The following is a 22,170-nucleotide window of genomic DNA, read 5'->3' as shown; positions in this document are numbered from 1 at the left end:
CCCCGGCTTTCGTCTTTATGCTTTATGTGTAGGGTAAGAATTAGTTCTTACCACTGGTTTGAACACCAGACGGCTGATTTTGTTTAGCCTGTTGCATAGGGTTTGGCCCTTGCTGGAACGCCCTTTGTTTGAACGCCTGAAACTTGGTTGGTTGCTCCGGCTCACGTGGGAATGCATTATTGGCTGTATCAATATCGGCAATCTCATAGAAAGGGTCAAGTGTAAACTTCTTCACTTTTTTGGTAGTTGGAAGCGTTTTCTTAATCTCTTTATCGTTTAATCGCCAGATTTCAGCAGGTATTCTCACAATTTCGTTAGTGCCGTCTTCGTAATCCAGTTTCACAATAACAGGCATTGGCAAACCACCTTTATTTTTGATTTTCAAAACATAGAAGTTTTTGCCTTCTTCCAGCATTTTACGTTCTTCTTCTGACAAGCTGGCTTTATATTGATCCGATTTCTGTTTGTCGGTAGCTGTTACGGCAAACTTATCATAAGAGTTGTAGAAGTCTCTCATCGTTGTGTCTGCCTCTACTACGGTTTGTTTAATATCTGTTTTGTTGCGGATATTGCTCAGGGTTTCGCGCTTGGCGTCAAAATCAGCTTTATCGGCCGCTTTTTTAGCAACCGGGTCCTGGTTGTCGATAGAATACCATTCAACCTCGGCCAGGTCTTGGTCAACAGGCTCTACGCCATAGAACCAGCCTTTCCAGAACCAGTCCAGATCAACACCTGAGGCATCTTCCATAGTACGGAAGAAATCGGCAGGCTGCGGCGATTTGAACGCCCAGCGACGTGCGTATTCTTTAAATGCATAGTCAAACAGTTCGCGACCCATAATGGTTTCGCGCAACATATTTAAACCCGTAGCAGGTTTAGCGTAGGCATTTGGCCCTAATGATATAACGTTGTCTGAGCTCGACATAATAGGCACTTGTTGTGTCTTATCGGTTTTCATGTAAGGCACAATGTATTGTGGCTCACCACGGCGCGACGGGAAGTTACGGTCCCATTCCTGCTCAGCCAGATACTGGCAGAAAGTGTTCAGGCCTTCATCCATCCAGGTCCATTGGCGCTCGTCTGTATTTACAATCATCGGGAAGAAATTGTGGCCAACCTCATGGATAATTACACCAATCATACCTGCTTTGGTCATTTCAGAGTAGGTGCCATCCGGCTCAGGGCGCCCACCGTTGAACGATATCATCGGGTACTCCATACCACCGCCTGCAGTAGCATGGCATGAAATGGCTACCGGATATGGGTATTGAATGGTACGGTTACCATAGCTTCTCAAAGTATGTTCTACTACGCGGGTTGAGTATTGCCCCCAAAGCGGGTTACCTTCTTTTGAGTAGAACGACATTGACCATATTTTGCGGCCGTTGTTATACACATCAGTCTGCATGGCATCCCAGATAAACTTACGAGACGATGCAAAGGCGAAGTCGCGCACATTAGATGCCTTGTAAATCCAGGTCTTTTTACCTGTTGGCTTAGCTTTCTCAGCGGCTTCTGCTTCGGTTTGCGTAACAATCACAACCGGAGTTTTAGAGTTTTTAGCCTGTTCGAAACGTTTCAGTTGCGTAGCAGACAAAACTTTGTCGTAGTTCTGGCATTCACCGGTTGCCCCAACAACGTGGTCGTTAGGTACAGTAATTTCAACTTTGTAATCTCCAAACGGAAGAGTAAACTCTCCCTGCCCCAGAAACTGCTTATGCTGCCAGCCGTTTACGTCGTCATATACAGCCATCCGCGGAAACCAGTGTGCAATAAAGTAATTATAGTTGCCGTCTTTCGGAAAGTATTCCATACCCGAGCGGCCATAGTAGTCTGTAATGTTGTAGTTCCAGTCGACACGGAAAGAGTAAGATTGCCCGGTTTTCAAAGGTGTAGGTACTTCTACTCTCATCATGGTATTGTTGATGGTATACACCAGATTGGCACCGGTTTTGGCATCTTTTACCAAAGTAATTTTGTAACCATACTCTTTGTTGCTGGCAATAGTGGCTCTTACCGAACTGGGTGCGTTGATACCCTGAATGGCTCCGAAAGACATCTGGTTTTCAATGCCACCTGTTTTGGTTAAGGCATTGATAGATGTTTTTTCAAACAGGTTCTGGTCTAATTGCAACCAGATGTAACGCAGTTCGTCAGGCGATTTGTTGGTGTAGGTAATTACCTCTGTTCCAATAATGCGTTGGTTTGCGTCGTCCAACTCCACTTTAATGTCGTAGTCGGCTTTTTGCTGCCAGTAGTCTTTGCCCGGTGCGCCAGAGGCGGTGCGGTAGGTGTTGGGTGTGGGTAGCTCGGTGCCCATTTGCTCAAAACGGGTGTTGGCATTGTATTGGGTAGTGGCCGGCATCTGCGCAAACGCCGTGAACCCCGCCAATAAACAGATAAATAGAATGGTGTTTTTCATGAATATGATGAAGGAACTTGATTGATTAACAAAAATAAATAAAAACCTGAATGATGTATATTAAAAATGTACCCGGAAGATAAGGAAGGGCTCATATTCGACTTATTTTCGACGAACTTTGGGTAAAACGGCTATTACAGCCATTTCGATATTGGCTCCGCCGGGCAGGTTGGCAACCCCGATAGTAGTGCGGGCGGGGTAATTGTCAGTAAAATACTTGCCGTATAATTCGTTTACTTTGGCAAAGTTGCCCATGTCTTTCATGTAGATGGTGGTATTTACAATGTCTTCCATTTTAGCCCCGGCGGCTTCTACAATGGCTTTGATGTTGGCCATTATCTGCACCGTTTCGGCTTCAACGCCGCCTTCAACCAGTTTACGGTTTTCTGGGCTTAGGCCTATCTGCCCGGCAACATACAGCATGCCGTTGGCTTTTACACCCTGGCTGTAAGGAGCAATCGGTACCGGAGCTTTGTCGGTTTTTACGATTTCTTTGTTTTGTGCAATGGCAAATGAGACTAAAAAGGCTAAAAGTGTGGTTAACAGAGGCTTGGTCATACGGTTTGAGTTTGTTTATACAATTTTCAGAAATTTGTATGTAAAATCAAAGCGTATGAAACCGTAAATGTAACAACTGTACTGCCATGGTAGTTTTTCTATAGTGGCGCTCTTGCAGGGTCATAAATTTTGCAGGCTTACAGGTTATGCTTCATCTTTAGTGGTGCGAATCAGATTGATACCAGAGCTGAAAAAAATTAAACCAATAATGCCGTAAATAATAAGCGCTTTAATGTTTTTGGTGCCACCTGTGGTATTTACAAATAATACGGCAGCATAAATAAGACCGGCAATGCCTAACACTGTAAGTATTGACCCGAAGATTCTTTTAAGATTCATATAATTATTAAAGATTAATGTTCATTTTAAACATGGGTATCTTTAATAAGTATTAAAAAACTATGCCATAGCTAAAAGGTTTAGTTTTGCCCTTTAATCTTAAATTTCCATCAGCTTTTTCAGGTTATCGCCGTAGGTAGAACCGGTTTCCAGTTTGGTGGTTTTGCTGTCTCGCATCACAACCAGATATTTACCGTTAAAATACTTTTGCAGTTCTTTAATGTGGAAAGAATTAACAATAGCCGAGCGACTGACACGCACAAAATTATCGGGTAATTTTTCTTCCAGACCCGTTATGGTGTAGTTGGTCAGGTACTGTTTGCCATCTGTTGTGTTCAGAAACACATATTTGTCTTCGGCCTCAAAGTAACTGATTTCAGTTAAGGGTATAAAAAGAATGCGTTCGCCTGATTTTACTGATATGGAGTGAGCCGTGGTTTGCTTTTGAGCAGGTGTACGCAGGGCATCTTCTTTTATTTTTAACTGCTCAAGCAATTGCATCAGATTGGCATTCAGCGAACTGTCTTCCTTTTTGTCTTCCAGTTTCTTTAGTTTTTCTATGGTTTTTTCCAATCTTTCGGCTTCTATGGGCTTCAGCAGGTAATCAACCGAGTTCTCCTCAAATGCTCTTATGGCGTATTGGTCGTAGGCGGTAGAGAAAATAACCATTGGCATATAAGACAGGTTAGCCATCATTTCAAAGCCTGTCATGAGGGGCATTTCAATATCCAGAAATATCAGGTCCGGTTTGAGCGATTCTATTTTCTCCAGCCCTTCCTGTCCGTTATGCGCTTCATCAATTATCTGAATGGTCGTGCCATAATTAGCCAGCAGTCTCTTTAAGCGGCTTATGGCCAGGGGTTCGTCGTCTATTAATATGGTCTTTAACATACAATCCTGTATTTTTATTGTACTACACTTCTATATGTGTTTTATCGGCTGTTTCAACCGGAACTCTGATGATAATGGCTTTGAAATCGTTGTTTTGTATTTGCACACCAGCTTCATTGCCATAAATCAGGCGCAATTTATCACTGATGCTTTTCAGTCCATAGCCTCCGCTTAAATCTTCTTTAAAAGCCGGGCCGTTGTCGTGTATCTGAAAAGCAATCAGGGTGTCTTCTTTACTTATTTTTACATCAATAATACCGTGTTCGGTTATTTTAGAAATACCATGTTTGATGGCGTTTTCAACCACCGGTTGTAGCAGAAAGCGTGGAATTTTGATTGATTCAAGACCAGCTTCTATGTTAATGGCATAGTTCAGCCTGTCGCCAAAGCGCATCTGCTCAATAGACAGGTAAGATTTTACGATATCCAGCTCTTCGGCTATGGTATGAAAACTCTGGTCAGAACGGCCGGTCGTAGCTCTGAACAATTTTGAGAGCTGAATGGTCATTTCTTCGGCCTTATCGGGGTTGTCATGAATCAGACCTGTAATGCTGTTTAACGAGTTGTACAAAAAATGCGGGTTAATACGTGCCTCTAATGCGTTTAGTTGTGCTTTGGTTTTCAGCTTTTCAAGGTTCAGTAATTGGTACTCCTGTTCAGATATTTTGCGGTCCAGGTCTTTAGACCGTTGCCAGTTATAAAAAAATACGCAAACGGCTATCATAGGTATGAACAGATATAAGGTGCCCTGATTAACAAGCCAGCCATCGGTATATTTTACAGACATAATTTTCCAGTAATGGGTCCAGTAACGGCCTCCATCGTTTTCAAGCAGGTAAATTGCTTTCTGTATGAGCCGTGTTAGCATAATAACACCATAGGTAAGCACAATAAGAATTGTGTACTTTGACCAGTTCTTAATCAGAAAGCGCTCTATAAAAAGTAAAAAAATGGTAAGGCTTATAAAACAAGACACCCCGGTTGTGAGGTTAGCCAGAAATACCGCCTTATTCTGTTCTGCTTCAAGAGAAGTGGGGTTCAGAAGCTCTAGCGAAAAATAGAGAATGCTGTTAAGTCCGTAAATAAAAAAAATGGTGTAAAGCAGCGTGTAAAATAAAAACCTGGAGTTAAGCCTGTTTATAATACCTCTGAAATTTACTCTGAACCCCTCGGTGCGGTCTTTATAATAGCGTCTGGCCGGTTCAGGATTCAGGGGGGCGTTTTGAACTGGCGTAACCTGCGAACTGACATCTGGGGCTTTTTCTACACTGAGACGGTCAGCCCAGGTAGGCTGTTTTTTTTTAAACCCGGTTTCCTCTATATAAGGCTCAGCTTTGGGGGCATATATTTTAACATTACCCCCAAATGACTTTAATTTTACACTTGCACCACCCCCGTTGACACTACCAGAAAGAAAACCTGAGCGGTTAATGCCCTGAAAACCCTGAATATATGGCGCACTTACCGAACCGCCGTCGGCCTCTATCTGCATGCCCTGGTTTAAGGGTAATTGTGCTTTTATGTTGCCGCCGGAGGTTTCAATCCAGAGGTATTCGTTAATTGAAACCGCCTGAATATTGATATTACCGCCTTTGGTAGAGGCGCCAATATTGCCTTTCATGTTTGCAAGCCTGATGTTGCCTCCGAAGGTATACGTCTTGAATTCGCCTGAAATATTGTAAGCTTTTATGTTGCCTCCGCTGGTTTTGGTGTAAAGTTTTCCGCTGAAATTCTCCATTTTGAAATTACCACCGCTTGTAGAGCAGTTAATTTCTCCCTTTGAATTATGTATCAGTATGTTTCCACCTGAAGATGAAAGGTCGGCCTTGATATCACAATTACTAATCTTAATATTACCTGCAGCTGCTTTGCCCTGAATCTCGCCTGAAGAATTAGCAATTCTTACGTCTCCAATGGTTGTACGGAGCATTTGCCTGCCATTAAGGTTGTTAAGAGATATGTCGCCAACACTGGTTGTGATTACGGCGTTTATGTTTCGGGGTACAAAAATCCGGAGCGAAACCCGGAAGAAACTCAGCCAGTCCCATTTCCAGAATCCATTATTGTTTGCAGCTACACGCAGGTTGTCTCCCTGCCGGGTTAGGCTTACCAGCTCATGGCCTATGTCATGCGAGTTAACACTTTCTTTTTTGAACAGGTTAACTACCAGCCGCTTAGATGCATATATTTCTATCCGTATCTGGTTCTCGTCATATCCTACCAGCTCTATTCCACCGGCAATGGTCTCTGCCTGCAGATTTTGTATGCCGTCTGACGGAATATTTTTTATTTCTGATGGTAAGTAGTTCATTCCTCTATTGTTTTGTTTCGTTCTACAATCCACATCACAAGCAGGGTCGCAAATACCAGTGTAAACGGAATGATAGAGATATTTTTTAAAAGAAGTATTACTGGCCATTTGCCTGCCGCCTGGCTGATTAAATCTGCCGATTTCAGCCAGTTAAGTAAGGGGGTGTATTTAAGCGTAGCAAATATGGCAATATTGGTAATAACGGCCACTATAACGTAAATTATTAAATTGACTAAAATAGCCAGAAAATGATGCCTTACATTGTTTTTAAAATTAGACCAGGTATCTGACCAGGCTGATTTTCTGAGTCTGAATATAGCCAGAAAATGATTGAAACCAGGCAGCGGTTGCCCCCGCCCGATTACTGCAAAGATGATTAACAAACGTGCCAGGTTCACTATTACTTCAAGTAAGGTATGAAAGCCTGCGTTAATGTTACCCCATCCGCCTTCCAGAACGAAACTGCCAAGACCGGCGATTAACCCCAATATTGAAAAAAGTATGAAGTGTTTTTTCAGATGTTTATCTGTATTTTCAATAAGGTCTGCGTATCCTAACAAAACGGTCGATTCTTTCATTGCTTAATTTGTTTGTGATAACAACCATCGGGCGTCTCGTTCACCCCAGTTGGGCGCAATGGCAGATGACGGCTTAAATTTTGCGAATCTCTTTAGGGCTTCTTCAAACAACGGAGCTGACTTTTTCTTGCCACCTCCATAAGCCTCTGGTGTAAAGTAGATACCCTGGGCTTCTAATAATTTGGCTCTGGGGTTTTCAGGGTTTATTTTATTGGCATTCTGCAAGCTCATGCTTACCGTAGTGCCATATTTTTGCCAGCGGTCTTGCGGGGCTACTGCCATTCTTGCATTGGCTATGTAGGCTTTCAGTACCTCTATTTCATCACTACCCGGTTGCAGTTTTTCGGCATGGGCCAGAAACTTATCGGCTTTGTCAAGCAGCAAATCTTTTTTGTCGGCCTCCGGCTCTGCAAAGCTCAGGTTGGCGAGGCCATAAGCTGCCCAGTAGCCTGGTAGCCATTCGTTAGGTTCGGCAGTTGCAATACGTTCCAGCTGGCTTACGCCCTGCCTGGTATTTTCAGTGTTTTCAAACTCGCTTAACAGGCCGATGGCGGTTTCCATTGCCGATACGTACTCGGCCTTCTGCGCAAAAGACTGAACGAAAATTAAAGATAAAAAGCTGATAGTTAAAATAATTCGTTTCATTTTTACTATGTTTAAATGATACATAATTGTTTGCTTCGGGTTGATGCTTCAAAATTAGAAACTACGAGAGCGACACCACAGGGCTTTCTGACGAAACCCACCTTTGTGGGCGTGAAATTGGTTTTTGCAGGTGTAAATACTTTACTATTTTTGACAGACAATCTTATAAACTGATAGTGATGAACCGAATAGACCGGCTGATGGCCATTGTAACCACTTTGCAGTCAAAGAAATATGTAAGTGCCGAAAGCATTGCCGAAAAGTATGAAATCAGTGTCCGTACTGTCTATCGCGACATCAAGGCACTGGGTGAACTGGGTATTCCGGTTGGGTTTGAAAACCAGAAAGGGTATTTTGTAGTACCGGGGTATTTTCTGCCACCGGTGGCATTCAGCATTGAAGAAGCCAACGCATTGCTGCTCATGGAAAGCGTTACAATAGGGTTTGCCGATAAGTCTATCAGGAAACACTACTCGTCAGCCCTAAGCAAAGTGAAGGCAGTTTTACGTACCAGCCAGAAAGAAAAGATAGATATGCTGACAGACAATATAAGATTGCAGATACCTCAGCGACTCAACAATGATTTTGAGTACCTGAGTAGTATTCAGAATGCCATAATAGCCAGAAATATTCTTGAAATAACCTACGTCAATAATAAGGAAGAATCAAGCAAAAGGCAGGTAGAAGCCATAGGCCTTGTTTTTTATGCTTTTAGCTGGCACATGATAGCCTGGTGCCATCTGAGAGAAGAATACCGCGATTTTAAGGTTTCACGCATTTGTTCTATTCAGGATACCGGTTTCCCTTACAGAAAGAAAAACCACATTACGCTGAACGATTATCAGCTGCCGGTTGAATTTTGAAAAATTTTTAGAAAATTTCAAAAACAGACTGACATAGGGTTGTCAGTGAGGCCCGTTTTCTTTGCATTATCATTCATTTAAACGCAAAAAAAACTATGTCTTTCTTACAGGAATTTTCAAACGAATTTGAGCAGGAAGCCCAAACTACCCGTAAAATGTTATCTATTGTGCCTGACGACAAGTATGATTGGAGACCGCACGAAAAAAGCATGAGCATCAGGCAACTGGCTACCCACATAGGCGAACTGCCCTCATGGATAAAAATGACCATGACAACCGATGAACTGAATTTTGCGAACAACCCTTACAACCCGGTACAGGTTAACAATACATCAGATTTAATGACCTATTTTGAAAATAACCTGAGAGAGGGGCGCGAGTACCTGAAAGAAGAATATGAAGGCCAGATTGACAAAAACTGGACGCTTCGTAGTGGTGAAACCGTTTACAGTGTGAGACCTAAAAAAGATGTGCTGCGTATGTGTCTGAGCCAGACAATTCATCACCGTGCACAGCTAGGGGTGTTCTTACGCCTGCTCAATATTCCTATACCGGGGAGCTATGGCCCAAGTGCCGATGAGGGTTTCTTATAAAATGACACTGCAACATGGAAAAACTCGATTTAAGTAAAGCTTACAAAGCTTACTATACAGCTACAACAAAGCCAAGGCTGGTAAATATTGAAGCAGCCAGATTTTTGTCTGTCTTGGGCAAGGGAGACCCTTCTCAGCCTGACTATGGAACCGCTTTACAGGCTTTGTATGCTACCGCTTATGCCCTTAAGTTCTTGTATAAGGCTAAGCAAAAAGATTTTGTAGTGGCTAAACTGGAGGGCCTCTGGTGGTTTGATGAGACCACCAATAGCAGGGTTTCTATGACCGAAGCCCCACAAAAAATACCCCGTAGTGAATGGCAGTATAGAATGCTGATTCGCCTGCCGGCGTTTGTAGCCGCAGAAGATATTAAAATCACTGCTGAAAATGTAGCCTATAAAAAACAGATTGCCCGGGCTGCCAGTGTTGAATTGTTTGAGATGGAAGAGGGGCTTTGCGTACAGATGCTGCACATAGGGCCTTTTGATAAAGAGCCTGAGAGCCTCTTGCAGATTCAGGCGTTTTCAGAGGCCAGGCAGCTGCAAAGAAATGGTTTGCACCATGAGATTTATTTGTCTGACTTCAACAAAACAGCTCCTGAAAAGCTGAAAACTATTTTAAGAGAACCCGTAAAAAAGATTTAATTATAAAAACCAGCTTGAAACTATGCCAAAAGAAATAAAAAAAACCATTTTAATTAAAGCTCCGGCAGCAGCTGTGTGGGATACGCTCACTAACCCTGAGAAAATAAAGCTGTATTTGTTTGGCACCGAAACCAGAACCGACTGGCAGGTGGGCAGCCCGATAGTTTTTTCGGGCCAGTGGGAAGGAAAACCCTATGAAGACAAAGGAACCATACTGGCTATTGAACACGGGAAATCGGTTACGTATAATTATTGGAGTAATATGAGTGGGTCAGACGATATTCCTGCAAATTATGCAAATATAACCTACACATTAGAAGAGAAGCCCGGAGAAACCCTGCTTACCGTAGCACAGGATGGTTTAAAAGATGAAGCCGCCGCCGAGCGTTCTGAAAATGACTGGGGCTATGTACTGGATGAATTAAGAAAAGTGGCAGAGCAGGGTTAATGATACAGGAGGTTGCCTGTAAAATGCAGCCTCCTGTATAGTTATTTATCTGGTCTCTACTACGAAGGTCTTCAGAACGCTGTAACCTTTGGTATTACCTAATTCGTTGCCAAACTCAATAGAAGACAGGTAACTGTCTTTTGAAACGATACCTTTGCTTACCAGATAGGCTATCAGCTCGTCAACATCTACTTTGCCGGCTTGCCTTTTATCTGTTCTTGCAAAGGCAACGTAGGTCCAGTTAGAGCCTGCTGGCTCCCAGGTGGGCTCGCCCATGTAAAACTTATAACTACCGTTGGTAGTATTTACGGTTTCCTTAAAGGTGCCAAATGGCTCAAGGTTCTGGTAATCTTCCCAAATCATAAACTCAAACTGAACATTGCCTGGTGTGGCTACCTTTGCCGAGCTAATCCAGTTATCAAATGCCAGATTATAACTTCCACGCTCAATGTGCATTTCAATGTCATAGTTCACTTTTAGCTTGCCCAACTCACCGATTTTCTTCGGCAATTGTGCGGTAGTGGTGTTCGGATACCACGGTTTTTGGCCGTAAATAACTTCAGGATAGGCGTTAATATTGGTAGCAGAAGTTGGGAAGTCCCACGACCAACCCAAAAGGAATCGTGAATCAGCATTATAATTATAAACACACAATGAATAAGAACCCGCAGTTAACCCTGTAACATTCCAGAGGTTATTTTCAACCATAAATTCGCCCGTCTGAAAAGTTTTAAAAGCCTCGCAACTTTTAATGGTTGACTGGGCAATTAATAGCTTACCCTCTTCGTCTCTGAAACTATTCAGTGTATAATTGTTTTTAACCTTGCCATCTTCAGCAGTAATGCTAACGGTTAGCGATTTATCAACGCCTACTTCCTGGCCAACGTTGATGTTGGCAGTTGCGTTAGCAGATGCCTTAAATGATTTGATGCTGATAGTGCCATCGGCATTGTAAGGCAATTCTTTCTTTAATACAATGTTAGCATTGCTTACTGTTCCGGTATAGTCGGCGCCTTTATAAGCAAACACAATTTCTGTCAGTGCCGCTTCTGTTGATGCGGCAGCTATCTGCCAGTTAATTTTGTAGGTCTGCTTGGTTACCCCATCTTCTGCCGTTACAAGAATGTCGGTTTGGGCGGTTGTCAGTTTGTCTCCAGCCTTGATGTTTACAGTGGCTCCGTTCGAAACGGTGATGGTTTTTACGGACACTTCTTTAGCACTGTAAGGAATGGCCTTTTCCAGGCTAATGTTATTTCCGGTAATGGTGGTGGCATAAACTGTTCCGGCGGTTTCAAATTCCAGCTTAGCTATTTTGGCTTCGCTGGACTTGGCTGCAGGTTGTTCGCTGGTACAAGAAATAACGGCGGTAAGTAGCAATAGCAGATAGCAAAAAAGATAGTTCTGTTTCATGTTTGGTGGTTCAAGTTAATTGTTCTTTGGTTCAAATTTTGGACATTCAAAGATAAATTAACTTTCTGTGTGGGCAAGTGCGCTGTTAACGAAGAGCGGGTTATTTGAGAGAAAATCCGCCTTTAATCAATATATGTAGTTTTTTTTACGGTCATAGTGCTTTTACCTTATGGGTTTTTTCTGGCGTGCGTTTCCAACTTTTACAAGTTATCCAGATCTGCCTCTTTAGGTTTACTCATTTGTTTTGATAGATTGATGGAAACCCCGACAAAGAAGGTCCGGTACATGGGGGGTATTACTTCAAAGCGTTGCTTGCCATCAGCAGAATAACGATACCCGAATACATTTTTACGGGCAAACAGATTGTCTAAAGTAGCATAAAATACCATAAAGGTACCCTTGACGGTGCGTATGTGGCTGGCAGATAGACTTACGTTTTCATAAGGTCTGGTGTACTGAGGCGCAAACGAAGTAGTAGCGAAATCATAATTGGGCCTGCCGCTTGTATGGGTAAAGGTTACACCTGCGTTAGTACTTATTTTCTCAAAAAACTGCTTGTAAACTACACTAACATTATGTTTTGAAGCAAAAGTAGGCATAGTTTCTTTCTGGTAGTTTCTGAATAATCGCTCGGTATCCAGAAAAGAATAGGTCAGCCAGAACTCACCGCTTTTTATGCTTTTCTTGTCTCTGTAAAATACATCAATGCCTTGTGCAAAGCCTTTGCCTTTGTTGTCAGTCGGCCCGGTTGGGAAACGGTACGGGTTCGGGTCATAATAGCTGGTATGCTCTAATACCAGGTTTTTGTAGTCTTTCCTGAAGGCTTCCATTCTGAAAGTTCGGTCATTTTTAATAATCTGGTAATTCAAAATCAGGTGGTTTGCTAATTCATAATCCAGATTACGGTTCAGGTACAAATAGTTTTTCTCTGGTGTTTGGTAGAATTGCCCTGCCGCCAGCGATACCTGGCTGTACTGCCCGGTTTTATAGGCCAATGAAACCCGCGGAGCAATATTTGCCTTGTCAATCGCACTGGTATATTCGGCTCTCATGCCAATTCTTCCGGCCAGTTTTGGGGTAATGTATAATTCTGTTTCTGTAAACGCCGCGCTGTAATTATCCTGCAAACTGAAATCATACTGATTATAGATATTGCCTGTTTTAATGGCATGAAACTCGGCTCCAAATAAAACCGAGCTGGCGTTGTTTTTACCAAATAGCCGGGTTAATACCGTTCGTATTTGTGTGCGTTCGTCCAGGCGGTCGCCGGCATCATTACCAATATTTATCTTATCTGTATTGCGGCTATAAGATAAGCCTGTTAGTAATATCCATTGGCCTTCATCAAAGTTAACCTGGTAGGTACCATTGGTAAATATGTTTTTGTTCTTCAGATTGAATTTATAAAATGAGTCTGTAGATTGATAAGTGGGGAATGAGACGATTGACTGATTTTCAGTGTAGCTTCCGTAAATTTTCAGGGTGCTGTTTTTAGTAAGATTTTCATTAATGGTCAATGAGGTATTGAGGCCCTGCGGTACTTTATCAAACGCAATGTTTGATTTCATCAGGTTAAAAAACGGGGTAAGGTTGGTGTAGTAAAGTGAGCCGGAAATGCTCCCCTTGTGCGTATAAGTAGCGCCCAGGCCAGCCATATTGGCGTTGATGTTCCAGCCGCTGGCATCATCGGTTTTGTCGCGGGTTTGCAGCAGTAATACTGACGAAAGAGCCTGCCCGTATTGTGCAGAGTATCCGCCTGTACTAAAGGCGGTACCTTTAAACATAAAAGGTGTAAAACGCCCGCGTTGAGGCACATCAGGCGTACTGCTGAAAAACGGATTCTGAACTATCATACCATCAATAACGGTTTTGGTTTCGTTGGCTGAGCCGCCTCTTACAAACAGTCCTTCCTGCTCGCCAACTCTTTGAGTACCGGGTAAAAGCTGCATAACCGCTGTTATATCAGCGCCGCCTCCGGCAGTGGTTACAATATCTAAAGGTTTCAGCATTACCATTTTTTTACTGTCTGATGCCTCAAAAGTTCCGGCTGTAATAGTTACCATATTCAGGACATTCATCGACTCCTGCATTCTGATATTGATTTCGGTTGTGCCGCCGGCTAGCTTCATTTTTTGCTCATAATTATCATATCCCACAAAACTGGCTACTAATGTGGCTGTATCTTTTTTACTGGTTCTGAATAAAAAGCCTCCTTCGGCATCGCTGATGGCGCCATCATAGCTGCCTTTAATATAGATGTTGGCACCCGGAATGGCCTCTCCGTTTTTATTGGTTACTTTGCCTTTAATGTTGGTCTGCCCTTTTAGAATGGGTACAAGAAACAGATAAAACAGAATATAAGGTATAAGCTTTGTCATAAGTATGCTGGTTTAAATGATGATGCAAACCTATCGGAATCGGGTTTTGCAGGGTAGGGATTTCTGACAAAAGCTGATTTTTCAAGAGTAAATTCTGATTTTTAAAGGATAGATGCGTGCGTGAAAAAGCAGGATATTGGCTTAACTGCCAATAGGAATGAATGACTTTGAGTTGCCGGGTTCCGTTTATCCTTTAATCGCACCGTTTATCATAATAATTGCAATAGCAAGGTACTATGTATAGCAATGTATCTAGCATTGCATTATATTTGTTTATCGAAACGATTTCAAACCGTTTTAGTACCAAATAATTATGAAAAAGCTATGTAACTTATTTTTGATTTCTGCTCTGGGGCTTGTGTTCTTTTCGTCTTGTGAAAACAAAGGGGATATTTCTATTTCGCATAGCGAAACTCATGATTTGTATAAATTTACTGCCAGGTATCCCGAAAGGTTTACTAAAGAAGTGCAGCAGTATCTGGATGAGGAACTTGAAAACGAAAGCGATTTTTCTTTTGAAAATGCACGTTTGGATGCCGATATGGTGCTTGATAATAAGATGGCATTTTATATCAGGATGTATCCGGGTAGTTTGAAGATTGAGATGGATAAAACCAAAAACTCGTACGAAAACTATGCCCGCATGAAAAAAATGGGCGAGGGGCTGGGCAAGATTTTAAAGGATGAAAACCAGTGAATTTAATCAGCCTGCACCTTTAACATTTGTTTTAAGATGCAGGCTGATTAAGCGAAGTAATTAATTATGAAGCTGGTTATTGGCCTTTTATTTGAAATGCAGCGAGCCAAAATACTCAGGTCTATGAAAAGCCGGAGTTTTACCGCTCATGGTTGGGCTCCAGCATAAGAAATCACATTCTTTGGGGTTACATTTCCAGTCGCCTTTCTTGTGCGATTGCGTTGATACAATTCTATAAAAGTTGGCTCTGTAATCTTTCGTATTTCCTGCGCCAATCAGGCTCAGAGGTATTTGTAAAGTGCCACTCCAGGTATCGTCTTGCGTTTTTACACTGTGTTTGATACCGGCCTTTGCATAGTCTATCATTTCGGCCGAATTTCCTCCGCCATGTCCTTTGGTAGGGTTATGTATCTTCCCAATCCACAATACATTATTGGGGTTTATTTCCAGTTCCAGATATCGCTCAGGCACTTCGGTTCCTTCAGCTATAAAGACCTCAAACACCTCCTGATTATACATTTCTGTGTTATGTGCCTGATAAGTGTTTTCTTTCCAGTAGGGGTTCTGGTGGCACTCAAAGGCAACATAAAGGTATTGGTCGTCATATTTCAGCTTTACCAGTGTTTCCTGCGTTGCGGTTTGGCCGGTGGTTGAATGCCTGAAATACTTGCTGTCGAGGTCTTTCCACTCGTTTTTTGATAAAGAAATGCTATAATCAGGGGTTGACATAATCATTAACAGAATAAATGAGTACAGAATATGAAACATGGTATAGGCAGAAGTGAGGTGGGTAAATAAAAACGTCAGAATCTTTTGGATTCTGACGAATATAGAAATCAGGATTCAGGTCAGGCGATTATCATATTATGATACACATTTTGCACGTCGTCATCTTCTTCCAGTTTTTCTATCAGTTTTTCAACGTCGGCGGCCTGCTCTTCCGAAATGGTTTTCATATCGGTCGGAATCCGCTCAAAATCGGCCTGTAGTAATTCAAAGCCTTTCTCTTCCAGAAATTTCTGAATAGCGCCAAAGGCGGTAAACTCGCCGTAAATATTAATTTGATTGCTTTCTTCATCAAGAAATACCTCTTCTGCGCCGAAATCGATTAATTCAAACTCCAGTTCTTCCACATCGATTTTGTCGTTCTTGGCAATCTTAAAGACCGACTTCCTGTCGAAAATGAAATCCAACATTCCAGATGTACCCAGGCTGCCACCACATTTGCTGAAATAACTGCGCACATTGGCTACCGAGCGGTTGGTGTTGTCGGTGGTACACTCAACCAGTATGGCAATGCCATGTTGGGCGTATCCTTCATAAACCATTTCTTTGTAGTCTTCCTGCTCTTTAGAAGACGCCCGCTTAATGGCATTTTCTACGTTGGCCTTTGGCATATTGGCAGCCTTGGCATTTTGTATGATGGCTCTCAGGCGCGAGTTGCTGTTAGGGTCCGGGCCGCCAGATTTTACGGCAATGGCAATATCTTTACCAATACGGGTAAATGTTTTGGCCATTTGCCCCCAACGCTTCATTTTACGAGCTTTTCTGAATTCAAACGCTCTTCCCATAATATATCAAGTAAATGCTAATTTTTAATAATATTCCGGCCACGGTCTTTTTTGATGACAGTGCCGGTAGTTCAGAGCGCGAAATTAGAAAAATTTACTTTAATAATCCACTTATTTTGTTCGGTATGGTAAATGTTTGGCTACCTGTGCAATCAACTGGCTGGTCAGGTGGTGGGGGGTATCCATGCGGTTGTTTGGGCGCTGTTTCATATTGGTTTTCCACAGTAGCTCTCCGGTCGCTGCATCATACAGATTCACATTGGCCTCAACACCATCATTACCCATATAAGAGGGCATCATAGAGTACCGGTTCTGGCGGCTGATAACTACCTGCAACTGACCCCAGATTACAGCGTCTACCCCTAATATACGTGCCAGCTGAGCTTTGTCATGCTTGCCTATGTCTTCCAGCCTGATACCACTGCTTGCCAGTATGCTGTTGGTTTTGGTGAAATCCTGAAACGCCAGTTCGTATCGTCCTTTTTCTACCTGTTTGGCGGCGTAGGCAAATAGTTCTTTCTGGGTATCAAGGCTTGCTTCACGTTCCTGCTGGCTGAAAAATCTTTGCGTGCGGGTATCAGGATTCCGGTTTACCGGGTTTTCAAACTGCACATCAAATGGTAATATGGCTATGCGTTGGTGGGTAGCTTTTGCTTTAGAAAAATTATCTGAAAGAAAATCTCTTTGAGCAGAACAGCCCGACAACAATATTCCCAGAATTAGGAGGGTAACTAAATTTTTATTTATGTGTCTGGTTCTCATTTTATTATTGATTTAACAAGTATTTAACGAAATTTGACAAATTTTCTTTTGTGTTGTTTCACGATTTTTTAAATCGTAGGGTTATCTTTAGAATTCTTTCTTTTTGAAAAGATTAACCGTTTAACCGTCTTTTAATTTCACGCCTACAAGCAGCTATTTTTCATGAGGCATTTTGCAATTGGTATCATCCTGCGTATTAGTGTTTTAAGTGTAACACTTCTGGCTATGGTTTATTATTTTTTACAGAACCAGTGGTCGGCAGTGGGCTTGTTTGGTATTTTGTCGGCACTCGTCTTTTTCTGGATTTTCACTTATACAACTTCTATTAACCGGAAGCTGGCTCGTTTTTTTGAGTCTGTGCGGTATTCTGACTTTGCCGTTAAGTTTCGGTCTGATAACAAACTGGGCCGAAGTTTTGAAGAGGTAAACCAGCAATTCAATGGAGTTCTGGAGGCCTTCCGCCAGGCACGCGCCGAAAAAGAAGCTAACCTGCACTACATTAACACTATTGTTCAGCACGTAAATGTAGGGCTTTTATCTTACGATTCGTCTGGCAACATTGAGCTTATAAACAATGCCGCCTTTCGTATTTTAAATATTTATCGTTTGCGCAATATCAGCGAGCTTTCTAAAACCGCCCATGCTGAATTGTTTGACATCCTGAACAATATCTCTTCTGGCAGTAAGGCACTGTATCAGACAGCCAACGAAAAACAGATATCTATCAACGCTGCCACCGTGAGCCTCAGGGGGCGTGTCATTAAACTAATTTCGTTGCAGAACATTCAGTCTGAGCTGCAACAGAAAGAACTGGAAGCCTGGCAGAACCTGACCAAAGTGTTGCGCCATGAGATTATGAACTCTGTAACGCCGATAGTATCACTAGCCAGCACCATGCGTGAAATTATTGAGCTTGATTTAAGCAAGGAAGAGGGTATTCAGGAAACTGTTAACGACCTGAAAGAAGCCTTGTTTACGATAGAAAACCGTAGCAAGGGTATTATGAACTTTGTAAATGCCTACCGCGAGTTTACCAGCATACCCAAACCGAAGTTTGAAGAAACCACCTCTAAAGAGTTAATAGCTCAGGTGCTAAACCTGGTTCAGCCGCAATTGAAAGAGAAACAGATTGAGTTAAAAACAGACTTTAAAGAGAGCTTTGATTTAATGGCCGACACCGAGCTGATAGCAATGGTGCTGATAAACATTATAAAAAATGCAGTTGAAGCTACGGAGTCTCGTTTGAATCCTCAGGTAAGAATCAGAACCTTTGAAATTGATGAACAGAAAATAGTTGAAATTGGCGATAACGGCAGCGGCATAGAACCCGAGGCACTGGAGAAGATATTCATTCCGTTCTACACTACTAAAAAGACCGGTTCCGGCATTGGTCTGAGCCTTTCACGGCAGATTATGCAAATGCATGGCGGTAACCTGAAAGTATTTTCTAAAGTTGGCGAAGGCACCCGGTTCCAGATTATTTTCTAGAAGCAAAAAAAAGCCCGGAGTTTTGATTCCGGGCCTTTAAACTTAGTATTTCTGGGCTAATTATGCTTCAGTTTCGTCACCGGCTACTGCTGTTGGAGTTTCCTCAACTGCTGCTGGTGTTTCGTCTACTGCACGTTTAGCTTCTTCTTCTTCTTGCAGAGCGGCGTTATCTTTATCCATTTTACGCTCCATGATACCTTCTTCAATAGCCTTACCTAAAGCAAGAGTTACCAAAGCTACTGATTTGTAGGCATCATCATTGGCTGGGATAGGATACTCAACCGACTCAGGGTTTGAGTTAGTATCGCACATGGCAATTACAGGTATACCCAAACGGTGCGCTTCAGCTACGGCCAGGTGTTCACGTTTTACGTCAACAACAAACAAAGCAGCCGGAAGTCTTGATAAATCAGCTACACCACCCAATAATCTTTCCAATTTGATACGCTCGCGGTCTAGCATTAGGCGCTCACGTTTAGCAAGGTTGCTCGCTGTTGCTTCGTCTTTCAACATACGCTCAACGTTTTGCAATTTTTTCAAGGATTTCTTGATAGTAGCAAAGTTTGTTAGCATACCACCTAACCAACGCTCAGTAACGTAAGGCATTTTCAAGCGTTTTGCTTCTTCTGCCACTATTTCCTGTGCTTGTTTTTTGGTTGCAACAAACATGATTTTACGACCAGAACGAACAATACCTTTTACCACTTGTTGTGCGTCTTCTAAACAAGCTAAAGTTTTGTTAAGGTCAATGATATGGATACCGTTTTTCTCCATGAAGATATACGGAGCCATTTTAGGATCCCATTTACGGGTAAGGTGACCAAAGTGTACACCTGCATCCAGAAGGTCTTTGTACTGTAATTGTGCCATTTTTGGTAAAATGATAAAATGTTGAAAAAAATTAAATTACGCAGCACAGCACGTCGGCATCACTGTAAGTGCTGTCTGGACAAAAGAATTTACGAATTACACGCAGCAGGCGAAAATACGACTTCGCAACTGCCGGATGTAATTCGTAAATAATATTAACGTTTTGAGAATTGGAATCTCTTACGAGCTTTACGGCGACCGTATTTTTTACGTTCAACCATACGAGAGTCACGAGTTAAGAAGCCTTCTTTTTTCAATGCCGGACGGTTCTCTGTGTTAGCTTCACACAATGCGCGGGCAATTGCCATACGCACTGCTTCTGCCTGACCAGCAATACCACCACCTTGTACATTTACTTTAAGATCATACTGACCAGTTGCATTTACGGCAGTAAATGGTTGGTTCAATACAATTTGAAGAATTTCAGAAGGGAAGTACTCCTTTAATTCACGACCATTCACAGTAACTGCTCCATTACCCTGTTTCATGTAGATACGGGCAACGGCTGTTTTTCTTCTACCTACTGCGTTGATAACTTGCATTATTATATAGGATTTTGAAAATTTTCTAAAAAATATAAATTATTACCCGTTGATATTACAGCTCAATTGTTTTTGGCGTTTGCGCTGCATGTGGGTGATTTGGTCCTTCATAAACATACAGATTTGTATATAGACGACGTCCCAAACGACCTTTTGGAAGCATACCTTTTACAGCATACTCAACTACACGACGACCGTCTTTTGCCATTAACTCACGAGGAGTAGCAAAACGTTGACCACCCGGATGGCCCGTATGACGAACGTAAACTTTATCGGTCATTTTCTTTCCTGTCAGGCGGATTTTCTCGGCATTGATAACAATTACGTTATCACCGCAATCTACATGCGGAGTATAGTTGGTTTTATGCTTGCCACGAATGATGTTAGCAATCTGGCTGCACAAACGACCCAATACTTTGTCGGTTGCATCTACAACCACCCATTCTTTATTAGCGGTTTCGTTATTTGCCGAAATCGTCTTGTAACTTAGATATTTCACTATTTTTAAATGTTAAATGTGTTTGAAAAAAGCTGTTGCCATTCGTTATTCAGTATTTGCCCCCAAAAGCTTATACTAATAACTGTGGCTTTTTTTCGACAATTTTTAAGGTGTTGAAACAACACATAGCAACTCCGGAATCAGTCACTTCTCAAAATTGAATGTCCCCTTGAACTAACGGGCTGCGTCTCAAGGGAGTATTTTGGGGCTGCAAAATTAGAGATTTCCTGAAATAAAAGCAATTGTTTCTCTTTTTTTTATGCTAAATCATTGAAAATTAGTTCGTTTGGTCTTTACAGCCTAATTTTGCACTATGCCGGCAGCCATCAACTTTTTGATGAAGGCATAAAATATACCATTGCGGTGTACATACTTTAGTGGTTTTATTTGAAAGAGCCAAAAAAGAAAAGTAAATACCTTAAAAAGTACCTGTGCGATAGCGTGAGTAGTTAAAATATTTAAAAAGTATCTGAAGGGTAACAGAACCTTACCCGGCAAATTAAAAATGACATTAAAAACATATTTTCTGCAGGTAAAAGAAGTTGTAACAGAAACCCCGGACAGCGTTACTATTTATTTCTGGCATCCATTAAGCGAGCAGATTAAATATAAAGCAGGGCAGTTTATTACAGTAATTGTGCCCTTAGACGGTAAAAAAGTACGTCGCAGTTATTCCATGTCTACCTCGCCTCATACTGATACCTCTATTGGTATAACAGTAAAAAGAGTAAAAGGCGGGTTGGTTTCCAACTACCTGAACGATAAAGTTAAAGTAGGAGACTTTATTGAGATTGTAGAACCAATGGGTAATTTTTATGTAGAACCTGACGCCGGGCATAGCCGCCATCTGGTTCTTTTTGCGGCAGGCAGTGGTATTACGCCGCTGATAGCCATTGCAAAATCTGTTCTTAAAGTAGAAACAGGGTCAAGAATAACCCTTGTATATGGTAATCGCAGCGAGGGTAGCATTATTTTTAAGGATAAAATTGAAGAAATGGAGCGTACCTATCGCGAGCGACTAAAGGTGCATCATATTTTGTCACGCCCTTCAGATTATTGGGTGGGGCAGGTAGGGCGCATCAGCCAGGGCATCGGTATCCGTTTCATGAAAGACTCGTTCACCGATTTTACCAAAGACGAATTTTTTCTCTGCGGCCCTGCCGGTATGATGGAAGACATCATCAAAGGCCTTAATATATATGATGTAAACAAGAGCAGGATTCACCGCGAGAATTTTCATGCACCTATGCTTGATGAATTGTTTGTAGAAGAGAACGAAGACTCCCTAAAACCCCAGCTGATTAAAGTTATCTATGAAGGAGAGGAGCATGAATTTGAAGTGAAACCACACCAGAGCATTCTGGAAGCCGCGCTTGACATTGATATTGACCTGCCTTACTCTTGCCAGGCTGGTATGTGTACAGCCTGCATGGGGAAGTGCGTTTCAGGTAAAGTAAAAATGGACGAAGAAGAAGGCCTTACCGATAAAGAGATTCAGCAGGGCTACATTCTTACCTGTGTGGCACACCCGCTTACGCCGGGAGTAGTGGTTGAAATTGATTAAAAATAAATTAAAATAGGTCTATACGAATTGAGCAAATTAAAATGAAGGCCTAACTTTACTTGAAGAAAAAAGCTTCTGGCTGGTGTTAATAATTTAA

Annotated in this window: 22 protein-coding genes; 7 read left to right on the top strand and 15 right to left on the bottom strand. The window is 42.1% G+C overall.

Going from position 1 to position 22,170, the window contains the following annotated elements:
- Positions 1-40: 40 nt before the first annotated feature.
- The 7 genes from C0V77_RS01455 to C0V77_RS01425 all read right to left on the bottom strand — a co-directional run bounded on the left by C0V77_RS01455 (position 41) and on the right by C0V77_RS01425 (position 7,744).
- Positions 41-2,422 (bottom strand): M1 family metallopeptidase, encoded by a 2,382-nt coding sequence (locus C0V77_RS01455; protein ID WP_101724532.1) that lies wholly within the window; start codon positions 2,420-2,422, stop codon positions 41-43.
- 102 nt (positions 2,423-2,524) lie between these two features.
- The gene (locus C0V77_RS01450) at positions 2,525-2,980 is read right to left on the bottom strand and encodes a RidA family protein (RefSeq protein ID WP_101724531.1); all 456 of its coding nucleotides are present in this window, start codon (positions 2,978-2,980) and stop codon (positions 2,525-2,527) included.
- Positions 2,981-3,124: 144 nt separating this feature from the next.
- Positions 3,125-3,319 (bottom strand): hypothetical protein, encoded by a 195-nt coding sequence (locus C0V77_RS01445; RefSeq protein WP_101724530.1) that lies wholly within the window; start codon positions 3,317-3,319, stop codon positions 3,125-3,127.
- A gap of 99 nt (positions 3,320-3,418) precedes the next feature.
- Positions 3,419-4,210 (bottom strand): LytTR family DNA-binding domain-containing protein, encoded by a 792-nt coding sequence (locus C0V77_RS01440; RefSeq protein WP_101724529.1) that lies wholly within the window; start codon positions 4,208-4,210, stop codon positions 3,419-3,421.
- A 22-nt stretch (positions 4,211-4,232) separates the two neighbouring features.
- Positions 4,233-6,521, bottom strand: a complete 2,289-nt coding sequence (locus C0V77_RS01435; protein WP_158237860.1) for a histidine kinase — start codon at positions 6,519-6,521, stop codon at positions 4,233-4,235.
- On the bottom strand, positions 6,518-7,099 hold the full coding sequence (locus tag C0V77_RS01430; protein WP_101724527.1) for a hypothetical protein: 582 nt from the start codon (positions 7,097-7,099) through the stop codon (positions 6,518-6,520). The genes C0V77_RS01435 and C0V77_RS01430 overlap by 4 nt, the downstream gene beginning before the upstream one ends.
- Positions 7,100-7,102: 3 nt before the next feature.
- Complete coding sequence (locus C0V77_RS01425; protein WP_143705985.1) at positions 7,103-7,744, bottom strand: hypothetical protein; 642 nt, start codon at positions 7,742-7,744, stop codon at positions 7,103-7,105.
- Positions 7,745-7,923: 179 nt separating this feature from the next.
- On the opposite strand from C0V77_RS01425, the gene C0V77_RS01420 reads away from it, so the two are divergent.
- The 4 genes from C0V77_RS01420 to C0V77_RS01405 all read left to right on the top strand — a co-directional run bounded on the left by C0V77_RS01420 (position 7,924) and on the right by C0V77_RS01405 (position 10,292).
- Positions 7,924-8,607 carry a YafY family protein gene (locus tag C0V77_RS01420; RefSeq protein ID WP_101724525.1) on the top strand — a complete coding sequence of 228 codons (684 nt, stop codon included), beginning with the start codon at positions 7,924-7,926 and terminating at the stop codon, positions 8,605-8,607.
- Positions 8,608-8,702: 95 nt separating this feature from the next.
- Positions 8,703-9,200, top strand: a complete 498-nt coding sequence (locus C0V77_RS01415; RefSeq protein WP_101724524.1) for a DinB family protein — start codon at positions 8,703-8,705, stop codon at positions 9,198-9,200.
- Positions 9,201-9,214: 14 nt separating this feature from the next.
- Entirely contained in the window at positions 9,215-9,844 is a 630-nt protein-coding gene (locus C0V77_RS01410) for a GyrI-like domain-containing protein (RefSeq protein ID WP_101724523.1), read from the top strand.
- Between the two features lie 22 nt (positions 9,845-9,866).
- Positions 9,867-10,292 carry an SRPBCC domain-containing protein gene (locus C0V77_RS01405; RefSeq protein WP_101724522.1) on the top strand — a complete coding sequence of 142 codons (426 nt, stop codon included), beginning with the start codon at positions 9,867-9,869 and terminating at the stop codon, positions 10,290-10,292.
- Positions 10,293-10,337: 45 nt separating this feature from the next.
- On the opposite strand, the gene C0V77_RS01400 is transcribed toward C0V77_RS01405, so the two are convergent.
- Positions 10,338-11,702, bottom strand: coding sequence for a GH12 family glycosyl hydrolase domain-containing protein (locus C0V77_RS01400; RefSeq protein WP_101724521.1), 1,365 nt, complete (start codon positions 11,700-11,702; stop codon positions 10,338-10,340).
- 200 nt (positions 11,703-11,902) lie between these two features.
- A complete protein-coding gene (locus C0V77_RS01395; RefSeq protein WP_101724520.1) occupies positions 11,903-14,080 on the bottom strand; it encodes a TonB-dependent receptor in 2,178 nt (725 codons plus the stop codon).
- A gap of 313 nt (positions 14,081-14,393) precedes the next feature.
- Here C0V77_RS01395 and C0V77_RS01390 point away from each other — a divergent pair, with 313 nt between their 5' ends.
- Positions 14,394-14,777 carry a hypothetical protein gene (locus C0V77_RS01390; RefSeq protein ID WP_101724519.1) on the top strand — a complete coding sequence of 128 codons (384 nt, stop codon included), beginning with the start codon at positions 14,394-14,396 and terminating at the stop codon, positions 14,775-14,777.
- A gap of 87 nt (positions 14,778-14,864) precedes the next feature.
- Here C0V77_RS01390 and C0V77_RS01385 read toward each other — a convergent pair whose 3' ends face one another.
- From C0V77_RS01385 to C0V77_RS01375, 3 genes are all read right to left on the bottom strand, one after another.
- Positions 14,865-15,545, bottom strand: coding sequence for a carbohydrate-binding family 9-like protein (locus C0V77_RS01385; protein ID WP_101724518.1), 681 nt, complete (start codon positions 15,543-15,545; stop codon positions 14,865-14,867).
- 80 nt (positions 15,546-15,625) lie between these two features.
- Positions 15,626-16,348 (bottom strand): YebC/PmpR family DNA-binding transcriptional regulator, encoded by a 723-nt coding sequence (locus C0V77_RS01380; protein ID WP_101724517.1) that lies wholly within the window; start codon positions 16,346-16,348, stop codon positions 15,626-15,628.
- Positions 16,349-16,459: 111 nt separating this feature from the next.
- Positions 16,460-17,110 carry a hypothetical protein gene (locus C0V77_RS01375; protein WP_101724516.1) on the bottom strand — a complete coding sequence of 217 codons (651 nt, stop codon included), beginning with the start codon at positions 17,108-17,110 and terminating at the stop codon, positions 16,460-16,462.
- 162 nt (positions 17,111-17,272) lie between these two features.
- Between C0V77_RS01375 and C0V77_RS01370 the strand changes: the two genes are divergently transcribed.
- A complete protein-coding gene (locus tag C0V77_RS01370) occupies positions 17,273-18,598 on the top strand; it encodes a PAS domain-containing sensor histidine kinase (RefSeq protein WP_101724515.1) in 1,326 nt (441 codons plus the stop codon).
- 60 nt (positions 18,599-18,658) lie between these two features.
- Here C0V77_RS01370 and rpsB read toward each other — a convergent pair whose 3' ends face one another.
- The 3 genes from rpsB to rplM form a co-directional block, all read right to left on the bottom strand.
- Positions 18,659-19,468 (bottom strand): 30S ribosomal protein S2, encoded by an 810-nt coding sequence (gene rpsB, locus C0V77_RS01365; RefSeq protein WP_101724514.1) that lies wholly within the window; start codon positions 19,466-19,468, stop codon positions 18,659-18,661.
- A gap of 155 nt (positions 19,469-19,623) precedes the next feature.
- Positions 19,624-20,010, bottom strand: a complete 387-nt coding sequence (rpsI, locus tag C0V77_RS01360) for a 30S ribosomal protein S9 (RefSeq protein ID WP_101724513.1) — start codon at positions 20,008-20,010, stop codon at positions 19,624-19,626.
- Between the two features lie 55 nt (positions 20,011-20,065).
- Positions 20,066-20,509 carry a 50S ribosomal protein L13 gene (gene rplM / locus C0V77_RS01355; protein ID WP_101724512.1) on the bottom strand — a complete coding sequence of 148 codons (444 nt, stop codon included), beginning with the start codon at positions 20,507-20,509 and terminating at the stop codon, positions 20,066-20,068.
- A 505-nt stretch (positions 20,510-21,014) separates the two neighbouring features.
- Between rplM and C0V77_RS01345 the strand changes: the two genes are divergently transcribed.
- Positions 21,015-22,073: a ferredoxin--NADP reductase gene (locus tag C0V77_RS01345; protein ID WP_101724510.1), complete on the top strand. Its 1,059-nt coding sequence runs from the start codon at positions 21,015-21,017 to the stop codon at positions 22,071-22,073.
- Positions 22,074-22,170 lie beyond the last annotated feature (97 nt).

This window comes from Emticicia sp. TH156, assembly GCF_002855535.1.
GTDB classification, from domain to species: domain Bacteria; phylum Bacteroidota; class Bacteroidia; order Cytophagales; family Spirosomataceae; genus Emticicia; species Emticicia fluvialis.
This window is presented reverse-complemented; position numbering and strand designations above follow the sequence as displayed.

What these genes read in the sequence shown, in the direction of transcription:
- C0V77_RS01385 (WP_101724518.1), bottom strand. Translation starts at nt 15,545, where the DNA reads ATGTTTCATATTCTGTACTCATTTATTCTGTTAATGATTATGTCAACC.
- C0V77_RS01390 (WP_101724519.1), top strand. Translation starts at nt 14,394, where the DNA reads ATGAAAAAGCTATGTAACTTATTTTTGATTTCTGCTCTGGGGCTTGTG.
- C0V77_RS01395 (WP_101724520.1), bottom strand. Translation starts at nt 14,080, where the DNA reads ATGACAAAGCTTATACCTTATATTCTGTTTTATCTGTTTCTTGTACCC.
- rpsI (WP_101724513.1), bottom strand. Translation starts at nt 20,010, where the DNA reads ATGCAAGTTATCAACGCAGTAGGTAGAAGAAAAACAGCCGTTGCCCGT.
- C0V77_RS01430 (WP_101724527.1), bottom strand. Translation starts at nt 7,099, where the DNA reads ATGAAAGAATCGACCGTTTTGTTAGGATACGCAGACCTTATTGAAAAT.
- C0V77_RS01455 (WP_101724532.1), bottom strand. Translation starts at nt 2,422, where the DNA reads ATGAAAAACACCATTCTATTTATCTGTTTATTGGCGGGGTTCACGGCG.
- C0V77_RS01435 (WP_158237860.1), bottom strand. Translation starts at nt 6,521, where the DNA reads ATGAACTACTTACCATCAGAAATAAAAAATATTCCGTCAGACGGCATA.
- C0V77_RS01445 (WP_101724530.1), bottom strand. Translation starts at nt 3,319, where the DNA reads ATGAATCTTAAAAGAATCTTCGGGTCAATACTTACAGTGTTAGGCATT.
- C0V77_RS01345 (WP_101724510.1), top strand. Translation starts at nt 21,015, where the DNA reads ATGACATTAAAAACATATTTTCTGCAGGTAAAAGAAGTTGTAACAGAA.
- rpsB (WP_101724514.1), bottom strand. Translation starts at nt 19,468, where the DNA reads ATGGCACAATTACAGTACAAAGACCTTCTGGATGCAGGTGTACACTTT.
- C0V77_RS01410 (WP_101724523.1), top strand. Translation starts at nt 9,215, where the DNA reads ATGGAAAAACTCGATTTAAGTAAAGCTTACAAAGCTTACTATACAGCT.
- C0V77_RS01420 (WP_101724525.1), top strand. Translation starts at nt 7,924, where the DNA reads ATGAACCGAATAGACCGGCTGATGGCCATTGTAACCACTTTGCAGTCA.
- C0V77_RS01405 (WP_101724522.1), top strand. Translation starts at nt 9,867, where the DNA reads ATGCCAAAAGAAATAAAAAAAACCATTTTAATTAAAGCTCCGGCAGCA.
- C0V77_RS01380 (WP_101724517.1), bottom strand. Translation starts at nt 16,348, where the DNA reads ATGGGAAGAGCGTTTGAATTCAGAAAAGCTCGTAAAATGAAGCGTTGG.
- C0V77_RS01440 (WP_101724529.1), bottom strand. Translation starts at nt 4,210, where the DNA reads ATGTTAAAGACCATATTAATAGACGACGAACCCCTGGCCATAAGCCGC.
- C0V77_RS01400 (WP_101724521.1), bottom strand. Translation starts at nt 11,702, where the DNA reads ATGAAACAGAACTATCTTTTTTGCTATCTGCTATTGCTACTTACCGCC.
- C0V77_RS01370 (WP_101724515.1), top strand. Translation starts at nt 17,273, where the DNA reads ATGAGGCATTTTGCAATTGGTATCATCCTGCGTATTAGTGTTTTAAGT.
- C0V77_RS01450 (WP_101724531.1), bottom strand. Translation starts at nt 2,980, where the DNA reads ATGACCAAGCCTCTGTTAACCACACTTTTAGCCTTTTTAGTCTCATTT.
- C0V77_RS01415 (WP_101724524.1), top strand. Translation starts at nt 8,703, where the DNA reads ATGTCTTTCTTACAGGAATTTTCAAACGAATTTGAGCAGGAAGCCCAA.
- C0V77_RS01375 (WP_101724516.1), bottom strand. Translation starts at nt 17,110, where the DNA reads ATGAGAACCAGACACATAAATAAAAATTTAGTTACCCTCCTAATTCTG.
- C0V77_RS01425 (WP_143705985.1), bottom strand. Translation starts at nt 7,744, where the DNA reads ATGAAACGAATTATTTTAACTATCAGCTTTTTATCTTTAATTTTCGTT.